The 15,649-nt window shown below is 67.9% G+C and carries 12 protein-coding genes and 1 pseudogene; 7 read left to right on the top strand and 6 right to left on the bottom strand.

The annotated features are described in order from the left end of the window. From A5780_RS25080 to A5780_RS25065, 4 genes and pseudogenes are all read right to left on the bottom strand, one after another. Window positions 1-1,919, bottom strand: a pseudogene (locus tag A5780_RS25080) (DNA-directed RNA polymerase subunit beta); the annotation flags it as partial. 352 nt (window positions 1,920-2,271) lie between these two features. Then, the gene (locus A5780_RS25075; RefSeq protein ID WP_064909752.1) at window positions 2,272-3,123 is read right to left on the bottom strand and encodes a carbohydrate ABC transporter permease; all 852 of its coding nucleotides are present in this window, start codon (window positions 3,121-3,123) and stop codon (window positions 2,272-2,274) included. Beyond that, entirely contained in the window at window positions 3,120-4,016 is an 897-nt protein-coding gene (locus tag A5780_RS25070) for a carbohydrate ABC transporter permease (protein WP_063019469.1), read from the bottom strand. Before A5780_RS25070 ends, A5780_RS25075 begins: the two co-directional genes overlap by 4 nt. Continuing rightward, entirely contained in the window at window positions 4,013-5,257 is a 1,245-nt protein-coding gene (locus tag A5780_RS25065) for an extracellular solute-binding protein (protein WP_063019467.1), read from the bottom strand. Before A5780_RS25065 ends, A5780_RS25070 begins: the two co-directional genes overlap by 4 nt. Before the next feature lie 173 nt (window positions 5,258-5,430). Here A5780_RS25065 and A5780_RS42145 point away from each other — a divergent pair, with 173 nt between their 5' ends. The 5 genes from A5780_RS42145 to A5780_RS25040 all read left to right on the top strand — a co-directional run bounded on the left by A5780_RS42145 (window position 5,431) and on the right by A5780_RS25040 (window position 10,199). Next, complete coding sequence (locus A5780_RS42145; protein WP_063019473.1) at window positions 5,431-6,360, top strand: SIS domain-containing protein; 930 nt, start codon at window positions 5,431-5,433, stop codon at window positions 6,358-6,360. Continuing rightward, the gene (locus tag A5780_RS42140; protein WP_064909751.1) at window positions 6,357-7,280 is read left to right on the top strand and encodes an ROK family protein; all 924 of its coding nucleotides are present in this window, start codon (window positions 6,357-6,359) and stop codon (window positions 7,278-7,280) included. The genes A5780_RS42145 and A5780_RS42140 overlap by 4 nt, the downstream gene beginning before the upstream one ends. Beyond that, window positions 7,277-8,434 carry an N-acetylglucosamine-6-phosphate deacetylase gene (gene nagA, locus A5780_RS25050; RefSeq protein WP_063019459.1) on the top strand — a complete coding sequence of 386 codons (1,158 nt, stop codon included), beginning with the start codon at window positions 7,277-7,279 and terminating at the stop codon, window positions 8,432-8,434. The genes A5780_RS42140 and nagA overlap by 4 nt, the downstream gene beginning before the upstream one ends. Continuing rightward, window positions 8,422-9,375: a hexose kinase gene (locus A5780_RS25045; protein WP_231983079.1), complete on the top strand. Its 954-nt coding sequence runs from the start codon at window positions 8,422-8,424 to the stop codon at window positions 9,373-9,375. Before nagA ends, A5780_RS25045 begins: the two co-directional genes overlap by 13 nt. Before the next feature lie 209 nt (window positions 9,376-9,584). Continuing rightward, on the top strand, window positions 9,585-10,199 hold the full coding sequence (locus tag A5780_RS25040) for a UbiA family prenyltransferase (RefSeq protein ID WP_064909750.1): 615 nt from the start codon (window positions 9,585-9,587) through the stop codon (window positions 10,197-10,199). A 16-nt stretch (window positions 10,200-10,215) separates the two neighbouring features. Here the strand turns inward: A5780_RS25040 and A5780_RS25035 are convergent, their stop codons facing one another. Next, complete coding sequence (locus A5780_RS25035) at window positions 10,216-11,301, bottom strand: XdhC family protein (RefSeq protein WP_369829550.1); 1,086 nt, start codon at window positions 11,299-11,301, stop codon at window positions 10,216-10,218. Between the two features lie 117 nt (window positions 11,302-11,418). Continuing rightward, the gene (locus A5780_RS25030; protein ID WP_064909749.1) at window positions 11,419-12,564 is read right to left on the bottom strand and encodes a lipase family protein; all 1,146 of its coding nucleotides are present in this window, start codon (window positions 12,562-12,564) and stop codon (window positions 11,419-11,421) included. 503 nt (window positions 12,565-13,067) lie between these two features. Between A5780_RS25030 and aceA the strand changes: the two genes are divergently transcribed. Together aceA and A5780_RS25020 are read left to right on the top strand one after the other, a co-directional pair. Then, window positions 13,068-14,360, top strand: a complete 1,293-nt coding sequence (gene aceA / locus A5780_RS25025; RefSeq protein WP_030518801.1) for an isocitrate lyase — start codon at window positions 13,068-13,070, stop codon at window positions 14,358-14,360. Window positions 14,361-14,684: 324 nt separating this feature from the next. Beyond that, window positions 14,685-15,554: a 3-hydroxybutyryl-CoA dehydrogenase gene (locus A5780_RS25020; protein ID WP_030518802.1), complete on the top strand. Its 870-nt coding sequence runs from the start codon at window positions 14,685-14,687 to the stop codon at window positions 15,552-15,554. Window positions 15,555-15,649: the final 95 nt, after the last annotated feature.

Genomic DNA, 15,649 nt, shown 5'->3' with positions numbered 1-15,649 from the left:
CGCAGCCGGTAGCTCTTACGAGTGCCGTCGTCGTGCGCGACGGTGATGTAGTCGGCCGAAACCTCTTCCACCACACCGGATTTCTCGTTGACGATCAGGTCTCCGGCGTCGACGGCGGCCCGCCGCTCCATACCGGTGCCGACCAGCGGAGCTTCGGTGCGCAGCAACGGAACCGCCTGCTTCTGCATGTTCGCACCCATCAGGGCGCGGTTGGCGTCGTCGTGCTCGAGGAACGGAATCATGGCGGTCGCGACCGACACCATCTGGCGGGGGGAGACATCCATATAGTCGATCAGATTCGAATCGACGAGCTCGACCTCGGAATTCTTGCGCCGCACCGGGATTCGTGCGGCGACGAAGCGGCCTCCGGCATCGAGCGGTTCATTGGCCTGGGCGACGACGTGCCGGTCCTCCTCGTCGGCGGTCAGATAGTCGACCTCGTCGGTGACGGCGCCGTCGACCACCCGGCGGTACGGAGTCTCGATGAAACCGAACGGATTGACCCGCGCGTACACCGAGAGGTAGCCGATGAGGCCGATACTCGGCCCTTCGGGCGTCTCGATCGGGCACATCCGGCCGTAGTGGCTGTAGTGCACATCGCGAACCTCCAGGCCGGCGCGCTCGCGGCTCAGGCCGCCGGGCCCCAGCGCCGAGAGTCGGCGCTTGTTGGTCAGACTCGCCAGTGGATTGCGTTCGTCCAGGAACTGCGACAGCTGTGAACTGCCGAAGAACTCGCGGACCGCCGCCGTGATCGGACGGATGTTGATCAGGGTCTGCGGAGTGATGGCCTCGACGTCCTGCGTGGTCATCCGTTCCCGGACCACCCGCTCCATCCGCGAGAGCCCGATGCGGATCTGATTCTGGATCAACTCGCCGACCGTGCGGACCCGCCGGTTGCCGAAGTGGTCGATATCGTCGACCTCGACCGGAACTTCCGGCCCACCGGCCGCGGTCATCGTGGAATCGCCTGCGCGCAAACGCAACAGGTATTCGATGATGGTGACGATGTCGTCCTCGGTCAGCACGCGCGGACCACCCGCGCGGCCCCCGTGCACCCCGAGTTTCTTGTTGATCTTGTACCGGCCGACCGCGCCGAGATCGTAGCGGTTGTCCCGGAAGAACAAGTTCTCCAGCAGGTTCTGCGCGGACTCCTTGGTCGGCGGCTCGCCCGGACGCAGCTTGCGGTGGATGTCGAGCAGCGCCTCGTCGGTGTTGGCGGTGTTGTCCTTGGCCAGTGAGGTGGTCATGATCTCGGAGAATCCGAAGCGTTCGGCGATCCGTTCGCTGCTCCAGCCCAGCGCTTTGAGCAGGACGGTGACCGGCTGACGACGCTTGCGGTCGATCCGCACACCCACGGTGTCGCGTTTGTCGACATCGAACTCCAGCCACGCACCGCGCGACGGAATCACCCGCGCCGAGTACAGCGTCTTCTCCGTGCCCTTGTCGATCGACTCGTCGAAATACACACCCGGCGAACGCACCAACTGCGACACGACCACGCGCTCGGTGCCGTTGACGATGAACGTGCCCTTCTCGGTCATCATCGGAAAGTCACCCATGAAGACCGTCTGCGACTTGATCTCACCGGTGTTGTTGTTGACGAACTCCGCGGTGACGAACAACGGCGCCGCGTAGGTCAGGTCCTTGTCCTTGCACTCCTCGATCGAGGCCTTGACCTCTTCGAAGCGCGGATCGGAGAGTGTGAGCGACATCGTTTCGGAGAAGTCCTCGATGGGGCTGACCTCGGCCAGCACCTCGGCGAGCCCGCCCATCGAGTCATTGCCGCGCGCGGCCGCGCGCCGTTGCCACTCGGGCGCTCCGACCAGCCAGGCGAACGAATCGGTCTGAACCTCGAGCAGCCCCGGAATTTCCAGGGGCTCGGTGAGTTTCGCGAACGAGAGTCGTTTCGGGATTGTCAAGGCGCGTCCTTCCAGCACCGCGCGCGGTCACGACATGGGTGACCGGCACGAGATCTGCTTGTCCTGTAGGGGCTGTATGCACAAATCCGCACCGGATGTCGTCCGAACATGCCTCGGCCGAGCCGATGGTCGGTGACGCGCAGATTGCATCACTGTCCACGGCTGTTTCGTATTTCGAGAGTTGGCGGGCATCCGGGCTGCGGGAGGTCCCAAAGTACACCGCAAAGAGAAGGTTGTCGAGAGCGCGACAAGAATGAGACACCGCATTATCGGTGTCTTCCCACTTCAATAATGGCAGCCGTATATGCGATTCGTCAAGTCGATTGTCGCCAGGACCGGCGTGTCGTGGCGATCACTTCACGCTGCCAGCGGTCAGGCCCGCGACCAGCCGCTTCTCGATGAGGGCGAACAGTACGACAACCGGCACGATGCCGACGGTGGAGATGGCGAACACGAATTGCCAGGCGGTGTCGTATTGGCCGACGAATTTCGTCAGCGCCACCGCGAGCGGTTGATTTTCCGGAGTGGTCAGCACCACCAGGCTCGCCGCGAATTCGTTCCAGCAGGAGACGAAGACGAAAATCGTCGCGGTGACAATTCCGGGCCATACCAGCGGCAGGCTGATTCGCAGCAGAATATGCGGGCGGGACAGTCCGTCGAGTTGCGCGGCTTCCTCGATCTGCACCGGAATCGAGGCGAAGAAGCTGTGCAGGATCCACACCGCGAACGAGAGGTTGAACGCCGCGTTCACCAGAATCATCGCGAACCAGGTGTCGTTGATGCCGACGGCGAAGAACTCCCGGATCAGGCCCGTCACCAGCACCGTCGGCTGCAGCATCTGAGTGACGAGCACCGCGCCGAGAAAGGCGGCCCTTCCCGGAAAGTGCCGTCGCGCAGTGTAATACGCGGCCGGCACGGCCACGGCCAGCACGAGCAGTGTCGCGAGCACCGAGATGGCCAGGGTGCTGACGATATTGAACGGCAGCGGCGTTTCCGGGGTATGCCACATATCGGCGTAGTTCGCGGGCCGCCACCGATCCGGCAGATAGGCCGGCGGAATGCGCAGGATCTCCGACCGGGGTTTCAGCGATCCGAGCACCATCACGAGATACGGGACGAGAAACACCGCCGCGATCACGACACCGGCCGCGGTCAGTCCCCAGTGCCGCTTCGGTTTCCGCACGGCGCGTTCGCGGGTGGTCATGCGCCGGCTTCCGCGGTCGGCCGGACCAGTTTCACGTAGACCGCGATGATCACGGCGATCAGCGCGAAGTTCAGCACACTCATCGCGGCGGCGGTGGCCAGCTGTTGATTCTGCCGAATCAGCTTGTAGGTCAACGTGGTTGTGGTGTCGGCGGAGAATCCGGCGATACTGCCCGTCAGCACCTGCAGGATCGGCAGCGAATTGAAGACGTTGATGATGTTGACGACGGTGGCGACCGCGATCGCCGGACGTAGCTGCGGCAGCGTCAGATATCGGTAACGTTGCCACGCCGACGCGCCGTCCACCCGGCCCGCCTCGCCCACTTCCGCCGGAATCGATTGCAGCCCGGCCAGAATCGTATAGGTGGTGAACGGGATCGACACGAAGACCGCGACCGCGATCGCCACCGCGAAGGCCGATCCCGGCTCTTTGGTGAACCCGAAACCCCGATCGAGCACACCGATATCGACCAGGAGGCGATTGGCGAGGCCGACCTCCGGATCCAGCAGATAGGCGAACACACTCGTGGTCATGACCACCGAGGCCGCCCACGGCACCAGGATCGCCAGCCGGATCAGGGTACGGCCGGGAAAGTCGAGAGCCAGAAATTGCGCCAGCGCCGCCGAAACCACCAGGGTGATCAGCACGACGGCGACCACCCAGACGACGGTGTGGGCGAGGACGCTGCCGAGCTCCTCGATGCCGAACAGCCGGCGGAAGTTGGCCGTCCCGGCGAAGCCGCGATCACGACCGTAGGGGCTGAGATCGCGGGTGCTGGTCCAGAGCATGTATCCGGCGGGAAATGCGACCACCGCTGCGATCAGGATGATCACCGGGCCGATCCACGGCAGGGCGCGGATCGCGGAGCCGGTGCGGCCGCGTGGGCTCCTCATTCCGCCGCCCGCGCGATGCGGCGCAGGACCTCCGCCGGGTCCGCGCCCTGTGCCACCGTGCCCATCTGCTGGCGGATCGCGCCCTGAACCGCGGCCCATTTCGGATCGGCGGAGGGGTAGAAGCGGGCGACCGGCAGGGTGGCGGCGAAGGTTTCGGTCACCGGATCGTGGGCGAGCGCGCGAGTTCCGGAGGTGGTGATCGGGATGAAGTGCTCCGCCCGCACGAATTCCGAGTAGACCGCAGGTGAATAGAAGTAGTTCAGGAACTGCCGGATCGCGGCCTGCTTGTTGCCGTGTTTACGGAACGCCATCAAGTGGTCGGCGACGCCGAGGGTGACAGGCGCGCCGGTTTTCGTCGGTGAGGGTGCGGTGGCGTAACGCAACGCCGGATTCTGCCGGTCGATCATGCCCAATACCGGCGGCAAACCTTCGATCATGCCGATCCGGCCCTGGACGAATGCGTTGATCACGTCCTTGCGATCGGTGGAGCCCGGATTCGGCTGGGTGTCGCCCGCCGCGGCCAGTTCCGACATCGCCCGCACCCCTTCGCGGTTGGCGTCGGTGTCGACGGTGAGGGTCGCGCCGTCGGACCAGCTGCCGCCGGCGCCGAACGTCCAGATCGACGTCTCGCCCTGCGCCTCCTCACTGCCCAGCGGCAGGCCGTAACCGGAGATGCCGCCGCCGAGGGCCTGGATGCGGTGCGCGTCCTCGCGCAACTCGGACCAGGTCCGCGGCGGGGCGGCGATGCCGGCGCGGGCGAACAGGTCCGTGTTGTAGAACAGCGTGCGCGTCGAGGCGAACAGCGGTAGCGCCCATTGGGTTCCGCCGATGGAGGCGTTGCGGGCGAAGCCGGGGTCGATGTCGTGCAGGACCGCCGGGTCGGCGATATCGGTGGCCGGATAGAGCATGTCGTCGGTCGCGTAGGCGGAGTAGGCGTCGATGCCGAGAATGTCGGGTGTGGTCGTCACCGACTGCAGATCGGTGCGGACCACCTCGTTGATCGAATCCCACGATTCGACCTGAAGATGGATCGTGATCTGCGGATTCTGTGCGCGGAAGCCCGCAATGATCGCAGCCCACTCCGCGCGGGTCGCGTCGCTGTAGGCGGGCACCAGCAGTGCCAGTGCGCCGGGATCGGAATCGTCGGTGCTGCGGCCGCGGAAGCCGCAGGCGGCGACGGTCACCGACAGCACGACGAGAACCGCGGCGATCGCGAACGCACCGCGCGGCCGACCGGACACCAAGCGTCAACCTTCCCCTTCGTACAACCGTCACCTGCGGCATTCGCGGGACATCGGCGGATGCCGGAGGGTGGGGACCGGTCCGGCTCGTCCGAATCTAACCGGGGCGGCGGTCGCGCGGGACGATTCGCGGGAAAGTTGACATGATCGAATCGCGGTCCGATTCTGAGACCGTGCCGCCCTCCACCGAGAGCTCGGATCGCACGCATCCGCCCCGGCCCCACCTGGCCGCCGAGGTGGCCACCCAGCCCGACGACTGGGCATGGGCCGCGGCGGTCGCGGCAGAGCACCGAACGCTGCTGCCGAGCCCCGGCGAGCGGGTGGCGGTCGTGGGCTGCGGCACCTCCTACTTCATGGCGTGCGCGATCGCCGAACTCCGGGAATCGGCCGGCCACGGTCTCACCGACGCGTGGCCGGCGAGTGCGGTGCGCGGTGGCCGCGATTACGACCGCTATCTGGTGATCTGCCGTTCCGGTACCACCACCGAGGTGGTCGACGCGATGCGGGCGATGCCTGCCACGGTGGCGCGCACCGTGATCTGCTCCAGTTCGGGGACGCCGGTACTCGAGCTCGCCGACCCGATCCTCATCGACGCGGTCGACGAGCGTTCGGTGGTCCAAACCCGTTTCGCGACAACGGCTCTCGCGATACTGCGGTGGCATCTGGGGGAGGATCTGGCGCCGGCGATCGAACAGGCTCGCGCGGTCCTGGACGAGGCCGCCGAGTCGAGCGTGCCGGCCGCCGTCCGCAACGCGGAGCAGATCACTTTCGTGGGAATGGGTTTCGCCGCGGCGCTGGCCGAGGAGGCGGGGTTGAAATTGCGGGAATCCTGCCGGGCCTGGGCGGAAGGGTATCTCGCGACCGAATATCGGCACGGTCCCATCAGCATCGCGGCACCGGGTCGTGCGGTGTGGGCGCTGGGGCCCGTCGCCGCCGGGCTGCGCGAGGACATCGCCGCTACCGGAGCTCATGTCGAATATCGCGATATCGATCCGATGGCCGATCTCGTGCGCGTGCATCGGCTGTGCCTGCTGCGGTCCGCGGATCTGGGACTGGATCCCGACCATCCGCGCGGGCTGCGGCGATCGGTGATCCTGCGATGACCGAAGCGAGGGAGCTCGATCCGGTCCTCGCCATGGATGTCGGTGGAACCACGATCAAGGCGGAGATCAGCGACTCCGCCGGCCGGGTCGAGGCCGCCGCGACGGTGCCCACCCCACGCGGTGAGCGGGCCTTCGACGCCATGGCCGCGCTGGGCGACCGATTGCTGGCCGAGGTCTCCGACGAGACACGGGCCGGCCTGCGCCGCGGGGCGATCGGACTGCCGGGCATCGTGGACGCCGCACGGTCGCTGGCGGTGTTCAGCAGCAATATCGGCTGGCGAGATGTGTTGGTGGGCAGTCGATTACAGGACCGGTGGGGATGTCCGATACTGATCGAACACGATGTGATCCTGGCCGGCTGGGCGGAGTGGCGCCTGGGTGCCGGACGGGGCGCCGACGATGTGCTGGTGGTGAATCTCGGCACCGGAATCAGCGGGGCACTGGCCGTCGGAGGGCGGCTCGTGCGCGGTGGCGCCGGGCAGGCCGGTGAATACGGGCATATCCCGGTGCGGCACGACGGGCGACGCTGCTCCTGCGGAAATATCGGGTGCGTGGAAACCGTAGCCTCCGGCCCGTCCATCACGCGGGCCTACCGCGAGCGCACCGGCCGCGACATCGACGGCGCCGAAGCGGTTTTCGCGGCTCTGCCGGACGATGCGCACGCCCGGGCCGTGGTCGACGACGCGATCGACGCGCTGGCCGACGGACTCCTGGGGGTCGTGCACGCGGTCTGCCCGCAGCGCATCGTGCTCGGTGGCGGGCTGGCGGGCGCCGGGCCGGTGCTGAGCGAGGGACTGCGCGCGCGTCTGGAGCGGCTGGTGCGAGTGGCGCCGGTTCCGCAGGTCGTCACGGGTGCGTTCGGTGCGCGGGCCGGATTGGTGGGCGCGGCCCGGTATGCCCGGCTGGAGGTCCTCGAATGAACGATGGGCAGCCGGTGCTTCGCGGCCGCGTGGTCACCTCGGCCGGGGTCGTCGACGATGCGGTGCTCGAGGTGCTGGACGGTCGCATCGAGGCGGTGCGGCCCCTCGCGCAATGGACGTTCGGCAACCGGGGCGCCGAACCGCCGCCGCATCTCGGGACCTTGCTGCCCGGTCTGGTCGACATCCACAACCACGGCGGATACGGCCACCGATTCGACACCACCGATCCGGAACAGGCGCGCGCGGCGGCGCGCTACCACCATCGGCAGGGGGCCACGACGGTGCTGGCGAGCATCGTGACCGCCGCACCCGACACGATGGTGGCCCAGGTCGCGGCCCTGCGCGAGGTGGCCACCAGCGGTGAGATCGCCGGAATTCACGTCGAAGGTCCGTTCCTTTCCGAAATGCGCTGTGGTGCACAGGATCCCCGCTATCTCCGCGATCCCGACCCCGGACTGATCCGGCGCCTGCTCGAGGCCGCGGACGGACATCTGCGCGTGATGACGCTCGCGCCCGAACGCCCTGGATTCGCCGCCGCCGCGGCGCAACTCGGCGAACACGGCGTGGTGGTGGCGCTCGGCCATACCGACGCCGGTTACGAACAGTTCCGAGACGCATTGGCGCCCAACGGATCCGGTGCTCTGGTCACGCATCTCGCCAATACGATGGCGCCGCTGCACCATCGCGCGCCCGGCGCGGTCGCCGCCGCACTGGTGGGCGCGGCCGCCGGGGATGTGGTGGTCGAATTGATCGGAGACGGCGTGCATATCGAATCCGGTTTCGGGGCACTGGTTTTCGCGACGGCGCGGCACCGCGTGGCGCTGGTGACCGATGCCATGCAGGCGGCCGGTCTGCCCGACGGTGACTACCGTCTCGGCCCGCAGGCTGTCCATGTAGAAGCGGGGGTGGCGCGCGTGCCGAGCGGCGCCCTGGCCGGCGGAACCGCGACGCAATTGCAGTGCCTGCGCTGGGCGGTGCACGAATGCGGTGTGGATCTGGTCGACGCGGTGCGCGCGGCGGCGACGACGCCGGCGGCCGCGATCGGCGCGACGGCAGTCGGTGATCTGCGGCCGGGGATGTTCGCCGATGTGCTGGTGGTCGATTCGGATCTGGAGTTGCGCGCGGTGCTGCGACGAGGACAGTGGTTGAGGTGATCCTCACCGTGACGCTGAACCCGGCCTACGATATGACCTATCGGGTCGAAAACTTCGAACCCGGACGGGCACATCGGGTTTCGTCGGTCGAGCAGCGTGTCGGCGGTAAGGGCATCAATGTCACCCGGGTGCTCACTCAGATCGGGAAATATTCGCGCGCAACTGGTTTCGCCGATCATACGTTTTCCGCCGCCGCCGAACGAGAACTGCCGGTGGACTTCGTGCACGCACTGCCGTGGGTGCGGCGCACCGTCGTGATCAGCGACAGTCACGACGGCTCGGCGACCTCGCTGTGGGAACCGGGGGCGCGACTCACCAATCCCGATGCGGTGGATCAACTGCTGGTGCGATTGCGGGGGCTGGCCGGTGAGGCCGGTGGCATCGTCGTCTCCGGATCGCTGCCCGGCGGCGTGCGCGCGTCGCTACCCGCCGACCTGGCCCGCATCGGACTCGGCGCCGGGGTTCCGGTGATCTGCGATGTGGACGGTCTCGCCCTCGAAGCCGCCGCCCGGGTGCCGGGGGTGATCCTCATGCCGGATCTCGACGAACTCGCGGGACTGACCGGGGCACGCCCGGCCACGACCGAGGAGGTGGCCGCGGCGGCCGCCGCGCTGGTGGGCGCCGGCGCGGGAGCGGTGATCGCGACGCGGGGCTCCGACGGCATGGTCGCGGTGACACCGGACGGCGCGTGGTCGGCCGTTCTGCCCGAGCCGTTGTGCGGCAATCCGACCGGGGCCGGTGATGCCGCGGCCGCGGCGGTGATCGCCGCGCTGGCCGGACCCGACCGGCCGGAGTGGCCCGCGATACTCGCCGATGCGGTTGCCACCTCGGCCGCGGCGGTGGTGATGGCCGTGGCCGGCGAGATCGACCTGTCGCTGCGGCAGCGGGTGCTCGCGGAGGTCGTGGTCGAGAAGCTGGCCGATCCGGTCGGCGACCGCTGACCCTTCCGGTGCGGCGCTGCCTCGGGCCCCGGGGCGGCTCGGGCCGAGGGGGATTGCGCCGCGCCGCGTCCGTGCGGTGACCGCGGCGGTGGCGGGCGGTACATTGCGAACGGGCTTGTCGTTGTCTGCGTGCCGTGGGCCGATGCTCGGTGCCTCGGATCGCCGAACCAGAGGATCGTCGAACCGGAGTTTCCGGAAGAGGTGAGCTGATGCCCGACCCCGCACCAGACCCCGCTGCCGCTCCCGAGCCGGTCACCGGCCGCGACCTCGCGCCTGCCACGGACCCGGCGCTCGAGCCCGACCACGCCCGTAAGCCCGACCTCGCCCGTAAGCCTGACCTCGCCCGTAAGCCCGACGCCGTTCGTAAGTCCGACCTCGCTCGTGAGTCCGATGCCGCTCGGGAGTCCGATCCCGCCCTCGAGTCCGACTCCGTCTCGGAGCCCGGCGCCGCAACCCCTGCCGACGACGTGCCGATCCCCCGGATGCCTTTCACGGTTCGCGCGGCGCAGGTCCTCGCGCTCGGCCTGGCCGTGGTCGGCGTCGGCTGCACCGTCACCGCGGGCTGGGTGTCCGGGTGGCATGTCGCGCTGATCACCGGGCTGTCGTTCGTCGCCAGCTGGATATTGGGCGCGGTCGCCCTGGCCTTCGGCGCCGTCGGCGCGAGCATCCGGATCAGCGCGGTTCTGCTCGCGGTGCTCAACGCACTGTGGACGGTGCCCTCGATCGTCGTGGGCCGCCCGCCCGGCTGGCTCGGGCCGGTGGTCTCCGTGCTGGTCGCCGGGCTGCTGCTGCGACGTTCGGCCCGAGACTGGTTCGAACCCTAGGGTCGGCCCCGGACGATCAGGAGGCGGCGGCGGTGGCGTGTGCCGGGGTCCGACTCGAACCCGCGGACCGCACCGCGAGCAGTTCGGCGGCGATCGCCACGGCATGTTCCATCGGGGTGCGGGCACCGACGTCGAAGCCCGCCGGCGCGTGCAACCGGGCCAGCGTGTCGGCGCCGAATCCGCCGGCCTGCAATGCCTCGAGCCGATGGTCGTGCGCCGAATGCGAACCGAGCGCGCCCAGATAGCCCAGCTCGGGTAGGCGCAGCGCGACGGTGAGCAGGGGGATCTCGAACTTCGGGTCCTGGGTCGCGGCGACGATCGCGGTGGTGCGGTCGATGGCCCCGATCCCGGCCTGGGCGTTGAGATAGCGGTGCGGCCAGTCCACCACCACTTCCGCGCCCGGGAACGAGGCGGGCACGGCGAAGGCCTCGCGCGGATCGCAGATGGTCACGCGGTAGCCGAGCAGCCGGCCCTGGGTCGTCAAGGCGGCGGCGAAGGTATTGGCGCCGAAGATGATCAGTCGCGGCGGCGCGGTGTGGGACGAGACGAACACATCCGATTCCGGCAGCGACACCAGCTCGGTGTTGTGCCGGCGGTCGGTGACCAGATGCTGGCCGATCACCTCCGGATCGCTGTGCCACACGACGGTGAACACCGTGACGGGCTTGTGCCGCGCGATATCCCCGGCCACCGCCGCGAATTCCGGAAAGTCGTTGCGGGAGAACGGTTCTACGAACACGTCGATGGTTCCGCATTCCGCGCTCACATCGAATCCGGAGGTCGCGTCGAAGCGCCGCAGCTCTCGGTGGCCCGTGCGCGCGGCCTCCACCGCAGCCTCGTAGACGGCGGCCTCGTAGCAGCCGTCGGAGACCGATCCGTGCACACCGCCGTCGGGGTCGACGAGCATCGCCGAGCCCACCGGTAAGGGGGAGCTTCCGAAGGTGCGGACCAGGGTTGCCAGGCCGCCCGTGCGGCCGCTGTGCCAGACCCGTAGCAGGTCCTCGACGATGTCACGCATCACATGCTCCCGATCAGCGTGCGCGAGTGGGCGGGCCCGCCGGTCGTCGCGTCCCGTCGCCAGATCGTCACACGTGAGGGCCACGATAACCGCTCCCGTGCGCGGCGTCGTGTCGGCGATGGGAATTCCCCGACGGGCACCGATCGGCGCGGGAATCCGGCTGTGACATAGCACAACCGAATAACCGACCGAGTTGTACCGTCAGGCGAACAGGCCGCGAACGAACGGCAACGAATCGACCAGTGAGGCGTTCACCGTGCCGTCGTGATCGGTGGGATAGATCCGGAAGGTCAGCGGCTGCCGGTTGGCGGTCAGAACCCCCGCGTAGCGCAGTGTCTCCGGGGTGATCACATCGGTGTCGCGCAGGCCCTGGCCCATGAAAATCGGCCTGTCGTAACCGGTTTCGGGCAAGCCGAGGTAGCCGGACAGCAAACCGTGCAGATTCGGAATCTGCGACAACGGGCGGGTGAACAGATCGCCGATCACCACGCCCGCGGCGGCCAGATCGTCACCGAGGGGTGTGAGACATTCGTCCTTCGCGCGGTCGAGCCAGTTCCGGCCGGAGTCGGTCAGGAAGGACTCGATGCCGAGTTCCGGGAACGTGGTGCGCAGGCCGTTCAGGATGTAGAGAACGTATCCGGTGGTGTGCGGGCTCAGCTTCACCGGCGGGATGCCCGGGCCCAGCGGCATCAGGATGTCCTCGATATAGGCCGGTACGCCGGTGCCGACGCCACCCCGGTAGTCGAGGTCGGGGCCACCGAACTCGGTCGCGTAGCGCGCGGTGAACATCGCCGCGCCGCCACCCTGCGACTGGCCGACCACGACCCATTCGCGCGACAGCTGCGAGTAGTGGCCGACGGCCGCCCGCACGGCGTCGACCACGTTGTGCGCCTCGACGACGCCGTTGAGATACGGGTGATCGCCGGGGGTGCCGAGGCCGGCGTAATCGGCGGCCACGATCGCGTAGCCCTGCTTCAGCCAGGTGCCCAGATACGCCCAGTCCCGATCCACGGCGCCGGGGCCGGCGATGCTGTAGGCGCAACTGTCGCCGAGGCCGACCGTGCCGTGCGCCCACGCGACGACCGGCCAGCCGCCGGCCGGAGCCGGGTCCGGCGGAAAATACACCGCGGCGCTCGCGACCGTCGGCTGATTCCCGACCGTGCTCGTCGTATAGAGGATGCGCTGGGAATCCACGGAGCCGGGCAGCGTCGCAGCCGCGGACAGCGGCTCCACCGATTGCACCGCCGGCGTGTCTGCCGCGGCGCCGGGCGCCTCGATCACGGCGGCCGTCGCGGCCAGTGCCAGGGAGCAGGCGACGCCCGCGACCGCGGTCCACAGTGTGCGCATCGTGTTCCTTTCCGGGTTCCGGTGCCGACCCCTGGGGCACGACGATCAGTGTCGCAGCCGCTCGTTCGAGCCGCCGAGGTATGTCCGAATCGTACGGAGCCGGGAGTGGCGCGGCGCACACCGAGGGCAGCCGCCCGCGCTTGTGAAGGTCCTCACAGTCGGCAATGCGTGCTCCCGAATCGCCGCGGTGGTAAGGCTCACTGAAACAGTACGGGCGTTACGTAAAACCGCATGTCAGGCCTACTCGCCAGTAGAAGTGGTGCGTGCAATTAACAGGCAAATTTTGCAGACTTAGCAAAGACCCCCGCAAAGCTAGCCGAGATTCACACTTGCAACAGGTAGACGGCAATTTTTAGTTGTGCCATCGTGTGGAAGTACACCCGATGGGCATAGCAACCCTGCAAATTGCCGCTCCAGCAGAGTTCGGACATCGCGACCCGTAGTCGGCGCGGATGTTCGGCGAGCGGGGCAACCGAGACCGAACGAAGAAGTGGAGTCATCAGATGTCGAACGTCGGCACCCCGAAGACCGCTGCGGAGATCCAGAAGGACTGGGACACCAACCCGCGCTGGAAGGGCATCACCCGCGAGTACACGGCCGAGCAGGTCGTGCAGCTGCAGGGCAATGTCGTCGAGGAGCACACGCTTGCCCGCCGGGGTGCGGAGCTGCTGTGGGAGGGCGTCAACGCCGAGGGCGAGTACATCCACTCGCTCGGCGCTCTGACCGGTAACCAGGCCGTGCAGGCCGTGCGTGCCGGCCTGAAGGCCATCTACCTGTCCGGTTGGCAGGTCGCCGGTGACGCGAACCTGTCCGGCCACACCTACCCCGACCAGTCGCTGTACCCGGCCAACTCGGTGCCGTCGGTCGTGCGCCGCATCAACAACGCGCTGCTGCGCGCCGACGAGATCGCCAAGGTCGAGGGCGACACCTCGGTCGACAACTGGGTCGTGCCGATCGTCGCCGACGGTGAGGCCGGCTTCGGTGGCGCGCTGAACGTCTACGAGCTGCAGAAGGCCATGATCGCCGCGGGTGCCGCCGGTACCCACTGGGAGGACCAGCTGGCGTCGGAGAAGAAGTGCGGCCACCTCGGTGGCAAGGTGCTGATCCCCACCCAGCAGCACATCCGCACCCTGACCTCGGCTCGCCTGGCCGCCGACGTCGCCGACACCCCGACCGTCGTCATCGCCCGCACCGATGCCGAGGCCGCCACCCTGATCACCTCCGACGTCGACGAGCGCGACCGTCCGTTCATCACCGGTGAGCGCACCGCCGAGGGCTTCTACCACGTCAAGAACGGCATCGAGCCCTGCATCGCGCGTGCCAAGGCCTACGCCCCCTACTCCGACCTGATCTGGATGGAGACCGGTATTCCGGACCTGGAGGTCGCCCGCAAGTTCGCCGAGGGCGTCAAGTCCGAGTTCCCGGACCAGCTGCTGGCCTACAACTGCTCGCCGTCCTTCAACTGGAAGGCGCACCTGGACGACGCCACCATCGCGAAGTTCCAGCGCGAGCTGGCGGCGATGGGCTTCAAGTTCCAGTTCATCACCCTGGCGGGCTTCCACTCGCTCAACTACGCGGCCTTCGACCTGGCCTACGGTTACGCCCGCGAGGGTATGACCGCCTTCGTCGACCTGCAGGAGCGCGAGTTCAAGGCTGCCGCCGAGCGTGGCTTCACCGCCATCAAGCACCAGCGTGAGGTCGGTGCCGGCTACTTCGACACCATCGCCACCACCGTGGACCCGAACACCTCGACGGCGGCCCTGAAGGGCTCCACCGAAGAGGGCCAGTTCCACTGAGCTGAACCCGGTCGCCCGTCCCGGGCGACGGTGACCTGAACCGGCGGCAGCTGTCGCCGGTTCACCTCACCACCAGATATGGGCACTCCTGCAACGAGCGCCCGCAGCCCTTCCCGTCGAACAGCCCCGGCGGGGAGGGCTTTTCCCTTAGAACCCCGACAGTCGACAACGTGCCCGGCAAAATTCGATACGAGACAACTGATTTCGTAAGAACATGGGTAACTCATCGGGTACATCCAGAACCGGTTTGGCACCCGACGCAACAACGGATGCACGACTACCGCGGCACTCAGCCGCCCGCAAAAATTCCGGAGAGGCGGAACAGTGAGCAGCGAGAAGATTCAACGCGTCGGAGTCATCGGCGCTGGACAGATGGGCGCCGGAATCGCCGAGGTCTGCGCCCGGGCGCATGTCGATGTGCTCGTGTTCGAGCAGACCCGGGAACTGGCCGCCGCCGGCCGCGCCCGCATCCTGCGATCGCTGGATCGCGGTGTGAGCAGCGGCAAGATCACCGAGCGCGAGCGCGAACAGGCCGCCTGGCGGCTGCGGTTCACCTCCGACCTCGGTGACTTCGCCGACCGGCAGTTGGTCGTCGAGGCCGTCGTGGAGAGCGAAGACGTCAAGACCGCGATCTTCAGCGAACTCGACAAGGTCGTCACCGACCCCGACGCCGTGCTGGCCTCCAACACCTCCTCGATTCCGATCATGAAGATCGCCGTCGCCACCAACAACCCCGAGCGGGTCGTGGGCATGCACTTCTTCAACCCGGTGCCGGTGCTGCCGCTCGTCGAGCTCGTGACCACCCTCAAGACCAGCGAAGCCGTTTCCGCGCGCGCCGAAGCCTTCGCCGGTGAGGTCCTCGGCAAGCAGGTCGTGCGCTCCGCCGACCGCTCCGGCTTCGTCGTCAACGCGCTGCTCGTGCCGTACCTGCTCTCGGCCATCCGCATGGTCGAATCCGGCTTCGCCACCAAGGAAGACGTCGACAAGGCGATGGTGCTCGGCTGTGCCCACCCCATGGGCCCGCTCGCCCTGACCGACCTGGTGGGCCTCGACACCGTGAAGTCGATCGCCGACTCCATGTACGCCGAATTCAAGGAGCCGCTCTACTCGGCGCCGCCGCTGCTGATGCGCATGGTGGAGGCCGGGCTGCTCGGTAAGAAGACGGGGGCCGGCTTCTACCAGTACAACCGCTGACGATCGGGCTTCTCGGAGCCGGTCGGGGCGTCGTTGGGGGTGCGCGGCGGTGGGGGGGCAAGAGCACACAGCGCGGGCCCGACGGCGAGCCCCGG

Source organism: Nocardia sp. 852002-20019_SCH5090214, assembly GCF_001665865.1.
GTDB lineage: Bacteria > Actinomycetota > Actinomycetes > Mycobacteriales > Mycobacteriaceae > Nocardia > Nocardia nova.
Note: the sequence above shows the minus strand (reverse complement) of the source record. Positions and strands in the feature narration are given on the sequence as shown.